We start from the raw sequence: 17,033 nt of genomic DNA, 5'->3' as shown, positions 1-17,033 counted from the left end.
TGGTCTGCGGCTATGGTCGCAGCGGCGCGACTGGCCCCGACGTGTGCGGGGCCCGGAGAGCGAGGGGATGGCAAGGTGACGGACGCTGCGGTGCGCGGACCGGAGACGGAACGGCGGGTGCTGGTTGCCGCGGACAAGTTCAAGGGGTCGCTGACCGCCGTGCAGGTCGCACGGTGCGTGACGGCCGGACTGCGCCGGGTCGTGCCGGACGTCGAGGTGGAGGCGCTGCCGGTGGCCGACGGCGGCGACGGAACCGTCGACGCGGCGGTCGCGGCCGGGTTCGAGCGGCGGGAGGTACGGGTCGCCGGGCCCCTCGGGCACGAGGTGACGGCCGCGTTCGCGCTGCGCGGCGACACGGCGGTGGTGGAGATGGCGGAGGCCAGCGGGCTGCAGCGGCTGCCGGCGGGTGTCCTCGCGCCGCTCACGGCCTCCACGTACGGCTCCGGAGAGCTGCTGCGGGCCGCGCTGGACGCGGGCGCCCGCACCATCGTGTTCGGCGTCGGCGGGAGCGCTACGACGGACGGGGGCGCGGGGATGCTCTGCGCGCTCGGGGCGCGGTTCCTGGACGCCGAGGGGGAGCCGGTGGCGCCCGGGGGCGGAGGGCTCGCGGCGCTCGCCCGGGCGGATCTGTCCGGCCTGGACCCGCGGCTCGCCTCGGTCGAGCTGGTGCTCGCCAGCGACGTCGACAACCCGCTGACCGGCCCGAAGGGGGCGGCGGCGGTGTACGGGCCGCAGAAGGGGGCCTCCCCGGACGACGTGGCGGCGCTCGACGCGGCGCTCGCGCACTACGCGAAGGTGCTGGAGGAGGCTGCCGGGGACCGGGCGGCGCGGTATGCCGTCGCGCCGGGCGCGGGAGCCGCCGGCGGCATCGGGTACGGCGCGCTGCTCCTCGGGGCCCGCTTCCGGCCCGGCATCGACGTCATGCTGGAAGTGCTCGGCTTCGCGCCCGCTCTGGAGCGGGCGACCCTGGTGATCACCGGGGAGGGGTCGCTGGACGAGCAGACCCTGCACGGAAAGGCACCGGCCGGGGTCGCCGCCGCCGCGCGGGCGGCGGGCAAGGAGGTCGTCGCGGTGTGCGGGCGGCTGACCCTGGCACCGGAGGCACTCGCCCGCGCCGGGATCCGCCGCGCGTACCCCCTGACGGAGACCGAGCCGGACGTCACCCGCTGTATCGCGGAGGCGGGCCCGATCCTGGAACGGGTCGCGGAGCGCATCGCCCACGACTACCTGCGCTGAGCGCCCGGCGCCGCCCGGCCGCCACCGGTGAGCGGCGACGCGCAAGGACGAGGGGCCCCGAACCGAACGGACGCCATCGGTGTCCGAACGGTTCGGGGCCCCTCGCTCGTCTGTCGACGGAGGCGACCGTCTACGGCAGCTGCGCCGCCCGCGCCTCACGCCGGTTGTCGCGGAAGTGGTGCACCCTGCGCGCCGTGGCGAACAGCGGGATCACCGCGCCCATCACGAGCTGGAGCGCGCAGCCCGTCTGCAGCAGCAGCTGGCCGCTCGGGGCGTCGAAGGCCCAGGCCGCCAGCAGGCCCATGGACAGCACGATCCACGACAGCATCGCGACCGCCAGGCGGCCCCGCGGCTTCGGGTACTCCACGCGGCTCACCATCAGCCACGCGATGCCCAGGATGGCCAGCAGCGTCGCCACGAAGGGCAGCTCCAGCAGGACGATGGAGACCACCGTCAGCGCGCCGAACGGCGAGGGCATGCCCTGGAAGATGCCGTCCTTCACCGTCACGCAGCTGAAGCGCGCGAGCCGGAGCACCACGGCCAGCAGCACCACGATCGCGCCGAGCGCGGCCACCCGCTGGTGGGCGTCGTCGGCGACCATGCCGTAGACCAGCACGAAGTACGCCGGCGCCAGGCCGAAGCTGATCAGGTCGGAGAGGTTGTCCAGCTCCGCGCCCATCGGCGACGAGCGCAGCTTCCGGGCGACGAGGCCGTCGAAGAGGTCGAAGACCGCCGCGCAGAGCATCAGGATGACCGCCGTGGCGGCGCTGTGCCGGGCCATGCCCGACTCCTGGCTGCCCGTGAGGTGCGGGATCAGGATCCCGGTGGTGGTGAAGTACACCGCCATGAAGCCGCACGTGGCGTTGCCGAGGGTGAGGGTGTCCGCTATCGACAGGCGCAGCGAGAGGGGCATCTCCTCCTCGTCGTCCGCGGCGTCGGCCTCGGGCACCCAGCCGGTCTGGGTGTCTGGATCAATCACGGTCAATGCGAGTCACCCCAGCCACCGTCTTCTGGCCGACCTCCACCGCGACCTCGACACCCTCCGGCAGGTAGAGGTCGACGCGCGAGCCGAAGCGGATCAGACCGATCCGGTCGCCCTGCTCGACCTTGGTGCCCTGCGGGATGTACGGAACGATGCGCCGGGCCACCGCGCCGGCGATCTGGATCATCTCGATGTCACCGAGCTCGGTGTCGAAGTGCCAGACGACCCGCTCGTTGTTCTCGCTCTCCTTGTTGAACGCCGGCACGAACCCACCGGGGACGTGCTCGACCGACGTCACCGTACCGGCCAGCGGGGCGCGGTTGACGTGGACGTTCAGCGGGCTCATGAAGATCGCGACGCGGGTGCGGCCGTCCTTCCACGGCATGATGCTCTGCACCACACCGTCGGCGGGGGAGATGACCCTGCCCTGGGCGATCTCGCGCTCGGGGTCGCGGAAGAACCACAGCATCCCCGCGGCGAGCGCGGTGGCGGGGACGGCGACGGCCTTGGCGGCACCCGAGCGGCGGGCGCGTGCCAGGCTGAGGGCTGCGGTGGCGACGGTCGGGAGAAGCCACGGCGATGCTCCGCGCGCGAGGCGTACGCCGGCTCGGCTGTCGCGTGGTGCAGAGGTTTGGCTGTGGGGCATGGATGACCTTCGTAGCGGATGATGCCGCGCTCTGACGGGGGACGGCGGCTTTCCGGCGATCGTAGCGGTTCAGGGCCACAACTGGGTAAGTCGAGCAACCGAGTCGGAGGCCGAAGGCCGCTGACGGGGTGTGATCTTCTTCTCGAAGAAAACACCCCGAAGCAGTACATTCAGCCCTGGAATCGATACTCCTCGAGCAGCCTGCGGCCGATGATCATTTTCTGGATCTCGGCGGTACCCTCACCGATGAGCAGCATCGGAGCCTCACGGTAGAGGCGCTCGATCTCGTACTCCTTGGAGAAGCCGTAGCCGCCGTGGATCCGGAAGGCGTCCTCCACGACCTCCTTGCAGTACTCGGAGGCGAGGTACTTCGCCATCCCTGCCTCGAGGTCGTTTCGCTCACCGGAGTCCTTTTTGCGCGCTGCGTTCACCATCATCGCATGCGCGGCCTCGACCTTGGTGGCCATTTCCGCGAGTTTGAACTGAATCGCCTGGTGCTGCGCGATCGGCTTGCCGAAGGTGTGGCGCTGCTGGGCGTACTGGACCCCGAGTTCGAACGCACGCTGCGCGACGCCGCAGCCACGGGCCGCCACATTCACGCGGCCCACCTCGACGCCGTCCATCATCTGGTAGAAACCTCGGCCGGTGACGCCGCCGAGCACCCGATCGGCCGGAATGCGCAGGCCGTCCATGATCAACTCGGTGGTGTCGACGCCCTTGTAGCCCATCTTGTCGATCTTGCCCGGGATGGTGAGGCCGGGGCGGACCTCTCCGAAGCCGGGCTCCTTCTCGACCAGGAAGGTGGTCATGGACTTGTGGGGCGCGGTGCCCTCGGGGTGACCTTCGTCACTTCGCACCAGTACGGCGACGAGCGAGGACGTACCGCCGTTCGTCAGCCACATCTTCTGACCGGTCAGGACGTACTCGTCGCCGTCCTTCACCGCCTTCGACGAGATCGCCGACACGTCGGAGCCGAGGGCCGGCTCCGACATCGAGAAGGCGCCGCGGATGTCGCCGGCCGCCATCCTCGGCAGGAAGTGGTCCTTCTGCTCCTGCGTGCCGTGCTGCTTGAGCATGTACGCCACGATGAAGTGCGTGTTGATGATGCCGGACACCGACATCCAGCCGCGGGCGATCTCCTCCACGCACAGGGCGTACGTCAGGAGGGACTCGCCCAGACCCCCGTACTCCTCGGGGATCATCAGACCGAACAGGCCGAGTTCCTTCAGGCCGTCGACGATCGCTTGCGGGTACTCGTCGCGGTGCTCCAGCCCGGTCGCGACCGGGATGATCTCCTTGTCCACGAAGTCCCGGACGGTGGAGACGATCTCCTGCTGGACGTCGGTCAGACCGGCGGTCTGGGCGAGACGGGCCATGGCCTACTTCTCCTGCTGCTTCGGTTCCGGGCGGCCGGGCTGCTCGCCGCCGCGCTCCTTGATGTACGTCTCGGTCGGCACCATCACCTTGCGGCGGAACACGCACACCAGGGTGCCGTCCTGTTTGTAGCCCTTGGTCTCGACGTGGACGATGCCGCGGTCGTTCTTCGACTTCGACGGCCACTTGTCGAGCACCGTCGTCTCGCCGTAGATCGTGTCCCCGTGGAAGGTGGGCGCCACGTGCTTGAGCGACTCGATCTCCAGGTTGGCGATCGCCTTGCCGGAGACGTCCGGCACGGACATGCCGAGCAGGAGCGAGTAGATGTAGTTGCCCACCACGACGTTCCTGCCGAAGTCCGTCGTCTTCTCGGCGTAGTTGACGTCCATGTGGAGCGGGTGGTGGTTCATGGTGAGGAGACAGAACAGGTGGTCGTCGTACTCCGTGACCGTCTTGCCCGGCCAGTGCTTGTACGTCGCCCCGACCTCGAACTCCTCGTAGGTGCGTCCGAACTGCATCGCGCTCAGGCCTCCGGGATCTCGAACTTCGACGTGCGCTGCATGCCGGCGGCCCGGCCCTTGCCGGAGACGACAAGGGCCATCTTGCGGCTGGCCTCGTCGATCATCTCGTCGCCGAGCATCGCGGAGCCCTTCTTGCCGCCCGCCTCGGACGTGTAGTAGTCGTACGCGTCCAGGATCAGCTCGGCGTGGTCGTAGTCCTCCTGGGACGGCGAGAAGATCTCGTTGGACGCCTCGACCTGGCCGGGGTGCAGCACCCACTTGCCGTCGAAGCCGAGGGCCGCGGCACGCTGGGCCACCTCGCGGTAGCCGTCGACGTTGCGGATCTGGAGGTAGGGGCCGTCGATCGCCTGGAGGTTGTTGGCGCGGGCGGCCATCAGGATCTTCATCAGGATGTAGTGGTAGGCGTCCGCCGGGTAGCCGGGCGGCTGCTCGCCCACGACCAGCGACTTCATGTTGATGGAGGCCATGAAGTCGGCCGGGCCGAAGATGATCGTCTCCACGCGCGGGGAGGCCTGCGCGATCTCGTTGACGTTGTTGAGGCCCTGGGCGTTCTCGATCTGCGCCTCGATGCCGATACGGCCGACCTCGAAGCCCATGGTCTTCTCGATCTGCGTCAGCAGCAGGTCCAGGGCGACGACCTGCTGGGCGTCCTGCACCTTCGGCAGCATGATGCAGTCGAGGTTCTGCCCCGCGCCCTCGACAACCGTCACGACGTCGCGGTACGTCCACTCGGTCGTCCAGTCGTTGACGCGCACCACCCTGGTCTTGCCCGTCCAGTCGCCCTCGTTGAGGAACTTGACGATGGTGTGCCGCGCCTCGGGCTTGGCGAGCGGCGCGCACGCGTCCTCCAGGTCCAGGAAGACCTGGTCGGCGGGGAGGCCCTGTGCCTTCTCCAGGAAGCGGGGGTTGCTACCCGGCACGGCGAGGCAGGAGCGCCGCGGGCGAAGGCGGTTGACGGGGGTGGTCATGCGGGGACCTCCAGGGGGTCGAGCTTGTTCGCTTTCCGGATCTCGTCGACGATGCGGCCGATGATGCCGGTGATGTCGAAGTCCTTCGGGGTGAAGACGGCGGCCACGCCGGCCGACCTGAGCTGCTCGGCGTCACCATTCGGGATGATGCCACCGGCGATCACCGGTATATCTGTGGCACCGGCCACACGCAGCCGCTCCAGCACGTCCGGCACCAGCTGGGCGTGCGAGCCGGAGAGGATGGACAGGCCCACCGCGTGCACGTCCTCGGCGAGGGCCGCGTCCACGATCTGCTCCGGAGTGAGCCGAATGCCCTGGTAGACCACCTCGAACCCGGCGTCGCGAGCCCGCACGGCGATCTGCTCGGCGCCGTTGGAGTGCCCGTCCAGGCCCGGCTTGCCGACCAGGAAGCGCAGCTTGCCGACCCCGAGGTCGCGCGCCGTCAGGTCCACCTTGCGGCGTACCCGGGCCAGCCCGGTGCCCTCCTCGGCGGCGACGGCCACCGGGGCGGACGACACGCCGGTCGGGGCCCGGAACTCGCCGAACACCTCGCGCAGGGCCCCGGCCCACTCGCCGGTCGTGACGCCGGCGCGGGCGCACTCCAGGGTGGCCTCCATGAGGTTGCCGGTGCCCTTGGCCGCCTCCTTCAGCCGCTCCAGCGCCTTGCAGGGGCGCGGGTGGTTGAAGGGCGGCTGGTAGCGGGTGTCGCGCCAGTGCTGGAGGGACTCGACGACCCGGGCCTCGACAGCCGGGTCCACCGTCTGGATCGCGGTGTCCAGGTCGGCGGTGAGCGGGTTGGGCTCGGTGCCCTCGAAGGCGTTCACGCCGACGATCTTCTCCTGGCCCGACTCGATCCGGGCCCGGCGCTCGGCGTGCGAGGCGACCAGCTGCGACTTCAGGTAGCCGGACTCCACGGCGGCCATCGCGCCGCCCATCTCCTGGATGCGCTCGATCTCGGCGAGGGACTGGGCGACCAGCTCCTCCACCTTCGCCTCGATGACCTTCGAGCCCTCGAAGATGTCCTCGTACTCCAGCAGGTCGCTCTCGTAGGCGAGCACCTGCTGGATGCGCAGCGACCACTGCTGGTCCCAGGGGCGGGGCAGGCCCAGGGCCTCGTTCCAGGCGGGCAGCTGCACGGCCCGCGCGCGGGCGTCCTTGGAGAGGGTGACGGCGAGCATCTCCAGCACGATCCGCTGGATGTTGTTCTCCGGCTGCGCCTCGGTCAGCCCGAGGGAGTTCACCTGGACGCCGTAGCGGAAGCGGCGGTGCTTGGGGTTCTCGATGCCGTACCGCTCGTGCGTGATCCTGTCCCAGATACGGCCGAACGCCCGCATCTTGCACATCTCCTCGACGAAGCGGACGCCCGCGTTGACGAAGAAGGAGATACGGCCGACCACGTCGCCCATGCGCTCCTGCGGCACCTGGCCGCTGTCGCGCACCGCGTCGAGCACGGCGATCGCGGTGGACATCGCGTACGCGATCTCCTGCACCGGCGTGGCCCCGGCCTCCTGCAGGTGGTAGCTGCAGATGTTGATCGGGTTCCACTTCGGCATGTGGGAGACCGTGTACGCGATCATGTCCGTCGTCAGGCGCAGGCTCGGTCCCGGCGGGAAGACGTGCGTGCCGCGGGAGAGGTACTCCTTGACGATGTCGTTCTGGGTCGTGCCCTGGAGCTTGGTGATGTCCGCGCCCTGCTCCTCGGCGACGACCTGGTAGAGCGCCAGCAGCCACATGGCGGTGGCGTTGATCGTCATCGAGGTGTTCATCTGCTCCAGGGGGATGTCCTGGAACAGCCGGCGCATGTCACCGAGGTGCGCGACCGGCACGCCGACCCGGCCGACCTCGCCGCGGGCGAGGACGTGGTCGGAGTCGTAGCCGGTCTGTGTCGGCAGGTCGAACGCCACCGACAGACCCGTCTGCCCCTTGGCGAGGTTGCGCCGGTACAGCTCGTTGGACGCCTCGGCCGTGGAGTGACCGGCGTACGTGCGCATGAGCCACGGCCGGTCCTTCTGACGCTCAGTCATCTATGACCTCCGGTGGCTCAGATGTTCCGGAAGCGGTTGATGGCGTCGATGTGCTTGGCGCGCATCTCCTCATCGCGCACGCCCAGGCCCTCCTCGGGGGCCAGGCACAGCACGCCGACCTTGCCCTGGTGGACGTTGCGGTGCACGTCGTGGGCGGCCTGGCCGGTGTCCTCCAGCGAGTACACCTTGGACAGCGTCGGGTGGATCTTGCCCTTGGCGATGAGGCGGTTGGCCTCCCAGGCCTCGCGGTAGTTGGCGAAGTGGGAGCCGATGATGCGCTTCAGGGACATCCACAGGTAGCGGTTGTCGTACTCGTGCATGTAGCCCGAGGTGGAGGCGCAGGTCGTGATGGTGCCGCCCTTGCGGGTCACGTAGACGCTCGCGCCGAAGGTCTCGCGGCCCGGGTGCTCGAAGACGATGTCGATGTCCTCGCCGCCGGTGAGCTCGCGGATGCGCTTGCCGAAGCGCTTCCACTCCTTCGGGTCCTGGGTGTGCTCGTCCTTCCAGAACTTGTAGCCCTCGGCGTTGCGGTCGATGATCGCCTCGGCGCCCATGGACCGGCAGATGTCCGCCTTCTGGTCGCTGGAGACGACGCAGATCGGGTTGGCGCCGCCGGCCAGCGCGAACTGGGTGGCGTAGGAGCCGAGGCCGCCGCTGGCGCCCCAGATGAGCACGTTGTCGCCCTGCTTCATGCCGGCGCCGTTGCGGGAGACCAGCTGCCGGTACGCGGTCGAGTTGACCAGGCCCGGGGCGGCGGCCTCCTCCCAGCTGAGGTGGTCCGGCTTCGGCATCAGCTGGTTGGACTTGACCAGGGCGATCTCGGCGAGGCCGCCGAAGTTGGTCTCGAAGCCCCAGATGCGCTGCTCGGGGTCGAGCATCGTGTCGTTGTGGCCGTCGCTCGACTCCAGCTCGACCGACAGGCAGTGCGCGACGACCTCGTCGCCCGGCTGCCAGGCGTTGACACCGGGGCCGGTGCGCAGGACGACGCCCGCGAGGTCGGAGCCGATGATGTGGTACGGCAGGTCGTGGCGCTTGGCCAGCTCGTTGGTGCGCCCGTAGCGCTCCAGGAACCCGAAGGTGGACAGCGGCTCGAAGATCGAGGTCCACACCGAGTTGTAGTTGACCGAGGAGGCCATGACAGCCACCAGGGCCTCGCCCGGGCCCAGCTCGGGCAGCGGCACCTCGTCCAGGTGCAGCGACTTGCGCGGGTCCTTGTCGCGGGTCTGCATGCCCGCGAACATCTCCGTCTCGTCCTTGTGCACGGTGATCGCGCGGTACGACTCGGGGAGCGGCAGAGCGGCGAAGTCGGCGGACGTGGAGTCCGACGACTGGATCGCGTCCAGGATGTCCTTCACGGTCACGGTGTTGCCTCCGGCGAAGAGCGCCCTGAGGGAGGGGCGCTGAGGGTTACGTCGGTGCTGCTGAGGGTTGGGTGAGGGTGTGCCGTCGGTTCGGCGGGTGGTGCTTCGGCAGCGCTTTGTGGCGCGGGAGGTGCCTGTGACGCAGGCGTCCGGGCGGGCAGGCCGGGGGTCCCCCCTGCTCGAAGAGCTTGGGGGCGGCTTGCTGGGACAGCCGGCGTGCGTACGGTCTCTGCACGCCGGCCGCCCGGACTCCTTTCAACGTATGACACCGCGTGTCACCTCGCAAGGCACTGAGTGCCAGAACTTTCGCTCAGGCGAAATCTTTACGTAACAAATGAGCGATGATCGATCGAATCGGCTCGCCAAGCTCCCAGAAAAGGGCCCCTGACATGCCAAAACGGCCACCCCGAGGGGTGGCCGTCATCACAGCGCCCGCCGTGCGGCGGAGGGGCTCAGCGCTCCTTCAGCGCCTCCTCGATGGTCCGCATCACCTCGTCCAGCGGCGCATCGGTGCGGGCCAGTGCCACCAGCACCTCGCCCTGCTGGGAGACCGCGGCGGGGGGTGCCTCGGCCGCCGCGGGGGCCGTGGTGCGGCCGGCGCCGATCCCGGTGCCGAAGGTCTTGCGGACGATGGCGAAGGCGTGGTCCAGCTGCGCCTCGACGTCCCCCTGGCCGCCCGCCCGCAGCCAGCGGCGGAGCACGTGGTTGTGCGCGGTGACCACGGCGGAGGCGGCCACCTCGGCGAGCAGCGGGTCGTCGTTGGCGTCGTCGGCGTGCGCCCGCTCGTCGAAGTGGCCGAGCAGATAGCGCGTGAAGAGGCGCTCGTAGCGGGCCACGGAGGCGATCTCCGCCTCGCGCAGCGTGGGCACCTCGCGGGTCAGCTTGTAGCGGGCGACCGAGATCTCCGGCCGGGCCGCGTACATCCGCATGACCTCCTTGATGCCGCGGCACACGGTGTCGAGCGGGTGCTCGTGCGCCGGGGCGGCGTTGAGGACGGCCTCGGCGCGGATCAGGGTGTCGTCGTGGTCCGGGAAGATCGCCTCTTCCTTGGAGCGGAAGTGGCGGAAGAAGGTGCGGCGGGCGACACCGGCCGCCGCCGCGATCTCGTCGACGGTGGTCGCCTCGTAGCCCTTCGTCGCGAAGAGTTCCATCGCGGCGGCCGCCAGTTCCCGGCGCATCTTGAGCCGTTGGGCGGCGGCGCGAGAGCCTGCGGCACTTTCCGGCGCGTCGGGCGTAGCTGGTGTGCGGGAGGACCTGGCGGGCTGGGACATGACCCGAACGTACTGCATCCGCGCAGCTTGGTGCGCATGTCCCCGGCCTCCGCCGTCCCCGGCGGGCGACGGGGCGGCTGCCGGGTCCAGCAGTCCGCCCCACTCCCGCCCGTCCCGCCCGCCGCGGAACCAGTCGCCGGGACGGTCAGCGCCGGGCATATTCGCGGAAGCCGCGGCCCGTCTTGCGGCCGAGGCAGCCCGCGGCCACCAGGTGCTCCAGGAGCGGCGCCGGGGCCAGGCCCGGGTCGCGGAACTCGCGGTGGAGGACCTTCTCGATGGCCAGCGAGACGTCCAGGCCGACGACGTCCAGCAGCTCGAAGGGGCCCATCGGGTAGCCGCCGCCGAGCTTCATCGCGGCGTCGATGTCGTCGAGGGAGGCGTAGTGCTCCTCCACCATCTTGATCGCGTTGTTGAGGTACGGGAACAGCAGCGCGTTCACGATGAACCCGGCCCGGTCGCCGCAGTCGACGGCGTGCTTCCTGATCCGGCCGCAGACCTCGCGGACCGTGGCGTGGACGTCGTCCGCCGTCAGGACCGTGCGCACCACCTCGACCAGCTTCATCGCCGGCGCCGGGTTGAAGAAGTGCATGCCGATCACGTCCTGCGGGCGCGAGGTGGCGCGGGCGCAGGCGACCACGGGCAGCGAGGAGGTGGTGGTGGCCAGGACCGCGCCCGGCTTGCAGACCTTGTCCAGCGTGGCGAACAGCTGCTGCTTGACCTGCAGGTCCTCGGCGACGGCCTCCACGGCCAGGTCGACGTCGGCGAAGTCGTCGTAGCTGCCGGTGGCGGTGATCCGGTCCAGGGTCTGCGCGGCGGCCTCCGCCGTCATACGGCCCTTGTCGACCGAGCGGGTCAGCGACTTGCCGATCCGGGCCTTGGCGGCCTGCGCCTTCTCCGCGCTGCGGGCGGCCAGGACCACCTCGTACCCGCCCTTGGCGAAGACCTCGGCGATGCCGGAGGCCATGGTGCCGGAGCCGGCGACGCCCACCGAGCGGACCGCGCGGCCCGGGGCGAGGCTGTCCCCGTCGAGCGGGGTGAGGGCGTCCCGCACGACGCTGCCGCCGCCCGGCGCCTCGTAGGTGTAGAAGCCGCGGCCCGACTTGCGGCCGGTCAGGCCCGCCTCGCTGAGCTGCTTGAGGATCGGCGCCGGGGCGTGCAGACGGTCGCGCGACTCTGCGTACATGGCCTCCAGGACCGTGCGCGCGGTGTCGATGCCGATCAGGTCCAGCAGCGCCAGCGGGCCCATCGGCAGGCCGCAGCCCAGCCGCATCGCGGCGTCGATGTCCTCGCGCGAGGCGTACTTCGCCTCGTACATCGCGGCTGCCTGGTTGAGGTAGCCGAACAGCAGGCCGTCGGCGACGAAGCCGGGCCGGTCGCCGACCGCGACGGGCTCCTTGCCCAGTTCCAGGGCGAGGTCGGTGACCGCCTGGACGGCCTGCGGGGCGGTCAGCACGGAGGAGACGACCTCCACCAGCTTCATCGCCGGCGCCGGGTTGAAGAAGTGCAGGCCCAGCACCCGCTCCGGGCGCGCCGAGTCGGCGGCCAGCCGGGTCACCGACAGCGCGTTGGTGCCGGTGGCCAGGATCGTCCCGGGCCGCACGATGCCGTCCAGTTCCCGGAAGATCTGGTGCTTGATCTCGTACGACTCCGGCACCACCTCGATGACCAGGTCGGCGTCGGCCGCGGCCCCGAGGTCGGTGGAGGTGCGGACCCGGGCGAGGACGTCCGCGCGCTCCCGCTCGGTCAGGCGGCCGCGCTCGACGGCGCGGGCGGTGGAGGACTCCAGGGCGGCGACGGCGGTGGCCGCCGCGGCCTCGCTGACGTCGATGCCGACGACCTCGCGGCCGGCGCGGGCGAGGACTTCGGTGATGCCGGTGCCCATGGTGCCGAGGCCGACGACGGCGACGGTCTTCAGCGGGGACAGGGAGGTGTCGGAGAGGGGAGTGGCCATCGCGGGACTCCAGAGAATGAGGGTGACGACTGGGAGCGCGACCCGGTGCGCCGTCGGGCGCACCGGGTGCGGAAAGGAGTGCGGGTGTTGCCGGGCTGCGAGCGCACACGCCCGGTGCCGTCGCCGCGGACGCGCACACGTCCGGGGGTCCGGCGGAATCCGACCGGCTCTGTCCCGGAGCCGGGTCGTACTGCGGTACCTGAGGTACCGAACCGACAACACTCGCAGTGGCTGCGTCACCAGGCCACTGCAAGAAAGCGCGAGCGGGTAACTCGCTCGTCTGAGCTTAACCCGCGGGTAACGAGCGCGCCAGCCCCCGAGTTTGTGATGTAGGTCCCGCGCGCCGCCCGACGGTCCTAGGGTGGGTTTCGTGGACGAGGAGTTGCGATCACTCACGGAGCGCTTACGGCAGGAGTCCGGCGACTCGGCGGCCTACGGGCATCTGGTCGCGACCGGGGACCCGGACGTACTGGCCGAGGTGCTCACCGCACCCGGGCAGCCGCTGTGGGCCAGGGAACTGGCCGCGTTCCGGCTGGGGCTGACGGGGGACCGGCGCGCCTTCGAGTCCCTCGTGCTGTTCCTCAACCACCGCGACCCGCAGCGCTGCGCCGGTGCCGCCTACGCCCTGGCGCGCCTCGGCGACCCCCGCACCGCCCGCGCCGCGGCCGCCCTCGCCACCAACGAGCTGCGCGTGGCGTACGCGCTGCACCCGGTGCGCCTGCTGACCGAGCTGCGCGCCCCCGAGGCCGTGCCCGCGCTGATCACCACCCTGGAGCGCCGGCTGCGCCCGCACGATTCGTACCGGCGGGTGGCCCTGGCCTGTGTGGAGGGCCTCGGCTCGCTGGGCGACGCCCGCGCCCGGCCCGTCCTGACCGAGGCCCTCGCCCACCCGGCCCTCGCCGAAGCGGCGGCCCACGCCCTGTCCCGCATCCCGCGTCAGCGCTGACCGCGCCTCGCGACCGCACGGCGCGCACTCCGGGCCCGCGCCGACCCCTCAGCCGACGGTCGTCAGCGACCGCGCGTACCGCACCTCGGGCACGGCGACACCGTCCACCTCGAAGGACTCCTCGGCGCCGTCGGGACGGAAGCCGGCCCGCTCGTAGAACCGGCGGGCCCGGGTGTTCTCCTTGAGCACCCACAGGAGCATCCTCGGGTGCCCCGCGGCCGCGCAGCGCCGCGTCGACTCCCGCAGAAGGGCCTGCCCGACACCCGCCGACCAGTGGCCCGGGGCCACGTAGACGGCGTACAACTCGGCGTCCTCCGTGTGGACCTCGCCCTCCCGGTAGGGGCCGTGGCAGGCCCAGCCGAGGATCTCGCCGTCCTTCCCCCCGTGCCCGGACGGCCTGGGAGGCCCCACGGCGACCAGGTTCACCGCGCGGCCCGCGTCCCGGGTGAGAAGGGTGCGGCGCACTTCGGCGTCCCGCTCCACGCTGAGGGCGTCGAGGTGGGACTGCGGTACGAGCCCCCGATAGGCGGTCTGCCAGCCGCGCACCCGGATCTCCGCCACCCGGCCGCAGTCGGCGAGCGTCATCTCCCGTACACGCGGGGGCTGGGGTGGGGGCGTCATGGGCCCACCACCACGAGGGTCCCGACCCGAAGGGCGGTCCGGCGGAACCGCCCGGCACGGGCGAGCCCTTCGGGGGCGGGGATCTCGGTCGGACGACTCATGGGTCCATGATGGACCACGGGTCCGATCGCTCCCGCCCCCGAAGGGCCCTCAGGCGTACGTCAGTTGCGGAAGCCCAGCAGCCCGTGCAACGTCGCACCGCGCGGGGAGTCCGACGTCGGCGCGACCGCCTCGGACGTGGAGGCCGCCTTCGTCTTCGCGGCCGCCGGCTTGGGGTCGGGCAGCTTCTGGCAGACCGCGTCGGCGTCGCCGTGGTGGCCGCGCGGAACCGTGCCCTTGCTCAGGTACGCCGACAGGTACTTGTCCAGGCAGGAGTTCCCGCTCAGCGTGATGCCGTGGTTGCCGCCACCCTGCTCGACGACCAGGCTGGAGCGCGCCAGCAGGTGGTGCACCGTGACACCGCCCTCGTACGGGGTGGCCGCGTCGTCGGTCGCCTGGAACAGCAGGACCGGCGGCAGCTTGCCGTTGGCGATGTTGACCGGGCGCAGCGTCTTCGTCGGCCAGAACGCGCACGGTGCGTTGTACCAGGCGTTGTTCCAGGCCATGAACGGTGCCTTTGCATACACCGACCAGTTGTCCTTGCGCCACTGGTTCCAGTCGCGCGGCCAGGAGGCGTCACGGCACTGCACCGCGGTGTAGACGCTGTAGCCGTTGTCGCCCGAGGCGTCGACGGCGGCCATGTTGTTGTAGGCCGTCACCAGCGGGCCGGTCTGCTTGCCGTTGACGTATGCCGCGAACGCCTGGGCGAGGGTGGGCCAGTAGCCGTTGTAGTAGCCGCCCGGGATGAAGGTGTCCTCCAGCTCCGAGGCGCCGACCTTCCCGCCCGCGGGCTTCTTCGCGAGCGCCGCGCGCATCGCGTACCACTTGGCCTCGACCTTGGCCGGGTCGGTGCCCAGCCTGTAGGTCGCGTCGTACTTGGCGATCCAGGCCATGAAGGCGCGGTGGCGGTCGTTGAAGGCGTAGTCCTGCTGGATGTTGTCGTCGTACCAGACGCCGGTCGGGTCGACGATGGAGTCCAGCACCAGCCGGCGCACCCGCTGCGGGAACAGCTTGGCGTACACCGAGCCGAGGTAGGTGCCGTAGGAGTAGCCGAAGTAGTTGATCTTCTTGGCGCCGAGGGACCTGCGGATCGAGTCCATGTCCGTGGCGGCGCTGACCGTGTCGATGTACGGCAGCACGCTCGCGTACTTCTTGCCGCAGGCCGCGGCGAAGGACTTGGCGCGGTTGAGGTTGGCCCTCTCGACGGCCTGCGTGCTCGGCACCGAGTCCGGGCGCACCGGCTTGAAGTAGCCCGGCTTGCAGTCGAGGGCCGGCTTGCTCGCGCCCACTCCGCGCGGATCGAAGCCGATCACGTCGTACTGGGCCGCGACCGCCTTGGGCAGCGAGGAGGCGACGAATCCGGCCAGCGACAGACCGCTGCCGCCGGGCCCGCCGGGGTTCACCAGCAGCGGCCCCTGGTACGTCTTGGCGGTGTGCGGGACGCTGGACAGTGCCAGCGTGATCTTCTGTCCGGACGGATGCCGGTAGTCCAGCGGCACCCGCAGGGTCCCGCACTGGAGCGTCGGGTGTTCGGTGGTGCCGCACTTCTTCCAGCTCACCTTGGCGGGCTGAGCGGTGACCGCGGAGTGCGTGGTGCTCGCGTCGGCGGGGACGGCCGTGAACGATCCGGCCACGACGACGGCGGCGCCGCACAGTACGGCAGCGCGTTTTCTCATGCGTGCTCCCAGAACGGAAAGGCTGCGGACCGCGGGTCTCGCGATCCTCGCCGCATCGTCCCGGATGGCACCGCCGGAAGAGCGCGTTCCGTCAATTCTTGACCCGATTGGGTCGCGCTATGCCCTCGAATGAGCTCAAATGAGGCTGAGTTGAGTCGGTTCGGTCATCGAGGGTGGCGTCGACTCGGGTGTCCAGCCGGGCTCCGGCTCGGGCGCCGGTCCGGACGGGCGGACGCGGCGCGGCATCTCCGCGCGCGCGGGCCCGATGCCGTACTCCTGGGCCAGCTCGTGGACCTGACGGGTGATCCGGCGCTGGTACCACTTCGGGGCATAGGCGCCGTCGGCGTAGAGCCGTTCGTAGCGGCGCACCAGATGGGGGTGGTGCTCCCCGAGCCAGGCCATGAACCACTCACGGGCGCCGGGCCGCAGATGCAGCGCCAGCGGCGTGACGGAGGTGGCCCCCGCCTCCGCGATCGCCCGTACCGTGGCGCGCAGTTGGGCCGGGTCGTCGCTCAGGAAGGGAATCACCGGCGCCATCAGCACACCGCAGCCGATGCCGTGCTCGCCGAGGACGCGCACGACGTCCAGCCGGCGCTGGGGCGCGGGCGTGCCCGGCTCCACGGTGCGCCACAGCTCGGGGTCGGTGAAGCCCACGGAGACCGAGACGCCGACCTCGGTCACCTCGGCGGCCTGCTTCAGCAGGTCGAGATCGCGCAGGATCAGCGTGCCCTTGGTGAGGATCGAGAAGGGGTTCGCGTGGTCGCGCAGGGCGGTCAGGATGCCCGGCATCAGGCGGTAGCGGCCCTCGGCGCGCTGGTAGCAGTCCACGTTGGTGCCCATCGCGATGTGCTCGCCCCGCCAGCGGCGCGAGGCCAGCTGGCGGCGCAGCAGCTCCGGCGCGTTCACCTTGACCACGATCTGGGTGTCGAAGCCGATGCCGGTGTCCAGGTCCAGGTAGCCGTGCGTTTTGCGGGCGAAGCAGTACACACACGCGTGCGAGCAGCCGCGGTAGGGGTTGACCGTCCACTCGAAGGGCATCCGCGAGGCGCCCGGGACCCGGTTGATGATCGAGCGGGCCCGGATCTCGTGGAAGGTGATGCCGTGGAACTCGGGCGTGTCGACGGTGCGGGTGACCACGGCGTCCGCGCCGAACAGCGCGGCATCCGCCCGGCGGTGGTCCGGGTCCACGGTGAGGTTCTCCCAGCGCATGACGCCTCCTCGGGTAGCACTGCCGCACAGAATAGAACATTCGTTCGCTTGATCGTGCGAGGGTCGTACCCGATCGCCGAACGCACCTGGATCGATCACTTGCCGACCCCGATTTGGGGGGCCGGGGAGCGGGGTGGTTGGCTTTGTC

The 17,033-nt window shown here is 70.6% G+C and carries 14 protein-coding genes; 2 read left to right on the top strand and 12 right to left on the bottom strand.

Going from position 1 to position 17,033, the window contains the following annotated elements; genetic code table 11:
- Nucleotides 1-117 precede the first annotated feature (117 nt).
- Entirely contained in the window at nucleotides 118-1,236 is a 1,119-nt protein-coding gene (locus ACIQ9G_RS16210) for a glycerate kinase (RefSeq protein ID WP_403610047.1), read from the top strand.
- A gap of 130 nt (nucleotides 1,237-1,366) precedes the next feature.
- Here the strand turns inward: ACIQ9G_RS16210 and pssA are convergent, their stop codons facing one another.
- From pssA to ACIQ9G_RS16165, 9 genes are all read right to left on the bottom strand, one after another.
- The gene (gene pssA, locus ACIQ9G_RS16205; RefSeq protein ID WP_403610045.1) at nucleotides 1,367-2,185 is read right to left on the bottom strand and encodes a CDP-diacylglycerol--serine O-phosphatidyltransferase; all 819 of its coding nucleotides are present in this window, start codon (nucleotides 2,183-2,185) and stop codon (nucleotides 1,367-1,369) included.
- Between the two features lie 22 nt (nucleotides 2,186-2,207).
- Nucleotides 2,208-2,864, bottom strand: coding sequence for a phosphatidylserine decarboxylase (locus ACIQ9G_RS16200; protein ID WP_392192627.1), 657 nt, complete (start codon nucleotides 2,862-2,864; stop codon nucleotides 2,208-2,210).
- Between the two features lie 170 nt (nucleotides 2,865-3,034).
- Nucleotides 3,035-4,240, bottom strand: coding sequence for an acyl-CoA dehydrogenase family protein (locus ACIQ9G_RS16195; RefSeq protein ID WP_403609326.1), 1,206 nt, complete (start codon nucleotides 4,238-4,240; stop codon nucleotides 3,035-3,037).
- 3 nt (nucleotides 4,241-4,243) lie between these two features.
- A complete protein-coding gene (locus tag ACIQ9G_RS16190) occupies nucleotides 4,244-4,756 on the bottom strand; it encodes a MaoC family dehydratase (RefSeq protein WP_403609323.1) in 513 nt (170 codons plus the stop codon).
- Nucleotides 4,757-4,761: 5 nt separating this feature from the next.
- Nucleotides 4,762-5,727, bottom strand: coding sequence for an HpcH/HpaI aldolase/citrate lyase family protein (locus ACIQ9G_RS16185; RefSeq protein WP_403609320.1), 966 nt, complete (start codon nucleotides 5,725-5,727; stop codon nucleotides 4,762-4,764).
- A complete protein-coding gene (locus tag ACIQ9G_RS16180) occupies nucleotides 5,724-7,751 on the bottom strand; it encodes a protein meaA (protein ID WP_403609317.1) in 2,028 nt (675 codons plus the stop codon). Before ACIQ9G_RS16180 ends, ACIQ9G_RS16185 begins: the two co-directional genes overlap by 4 nt.
- Before the next feature lie 17 nt (nucleotides 7,752-7,768).
- Nucleotides 7,769-9,106: a crotonyl-CoA carboxylase/reductase gene (gene ccrA / locus ACIQ9G_RS16175; protein ID WP_403610043.1), complete on the bottom strand. Its 1,338-nt coding sequence runs from the start codon at nucleotides 9,104-9,106 to the stop codon at nucleotides 7,769-7,771.
- Nucleotides 9,107-9,564: 458 nt separating this feature from the next.
- On the bottom strand, nucleotides 9,565-10,383 hold the full coding sequence (locus ACIQ9G_RS16170) for a TetR family transcriptional regulator (protein WP_403609314.1): 819 nt from the start codon (nucleotides 10,381-10,383) through the stop codon (nucleotides 9,565-9,567).
- 145 nt (nucleotides 10,384-10,528) lie between these two features.
- Nucleotides 10,529-12,334 carry a 3-hydroxyacyl-CoA dehydrogenase family protein gene (locus tag ACIQ9G_RS16165; protein WP_403609312.1) on the bottom strand — a complete coding sequence of 602 codons (1,806 nt, stop codon included), beginning with the start codon at nucleotides 12,332-12,334 and terminating at the stop codon, nucleotides 10,529-10,531.
- A gap of 370 nt (nucleotides 12,335-12,704) precedes the next feature.
- On the opposite strand from ACIQ9G_RS16165, the gene ACIQ9G_RS16160 reads away from it, so the two are divergent.
- Nucleotides 12,705-13,280 (top strand): adenylosuccinate lyase, encoded by a 576-nt coding sequence (locus tag ACIQ9G_RS16160; RefSeq protein ID WP_403609310.1) that lies wholly within the window; start codon nucleotides 12,705-12,707, stop codon nucleotides 13,278-13,280.
- A gap of 48 nt (nucleotides 13,281-13,328) precedes the next feature.
- On the opposite strand, the gene ACIQ9G_RS16155 is transcribed toward ACIQ9G_RS16160, so the two are convergent.
- From ACIQ9G_RS16155 to ACIQ9G_RS16145, 3 genes are all read right to left on the bottom strand, one after another.
- Nucleotides 13,329-13,901, bottom strand: a complete 573-nt coding sequence (locus ACIQ9G_RS16155; RefSeq protein ID WP_403609308.1) for a GNAT family N-acetyltransferase — start codon at nucleotides 13,899-13,901, stop codon at nucleotides 13,329-13,331.
- Nucleotides 13,902-14,062: 161 nt separating this feature from the next.
- Complete coding sequence (locus ACIQ9G_RS16150; RefSeq protein ID WP_403609306.1) at nucleotides 14,063-15,676, bottom strand: alpha/beta hydrolase; 1,614 nt, start codon at nucleotides 15,674-15,676, stop codon at nucleotides 14,063-14,065.
- A 135-nt stretch (nucleotides 15,677-15,811) separates the two neighbouring features.
- Nucleotides 15,812-16,885 carry an Rv2578c family radical SAM protein gene (locus tag ACIQ9G_RS16145; protein ID WP_403609303.1) on the bottom strand — a complete coding sequence of 358 codons (1,074 nt, stop codon included), beginning with the start codon at nucleotides 16,883-16,885 and terminating at the stop codon, nucleotides 15,812-15,814.
- Nucleotides 16,886-17,033: the final 148 nt, after the last annotated feature.

The organism is Streptomyces sp. NPDC096152, from assembly GCF_044763235.1.
GTDB lineage: Bacteria > Actinomycetota > Actinomycetes > Streptomycetales > Streptomycetaceae > Streptomyces.
This window is presented reverse-complemented; position numbering and strand designations above follow the sequence as displayed.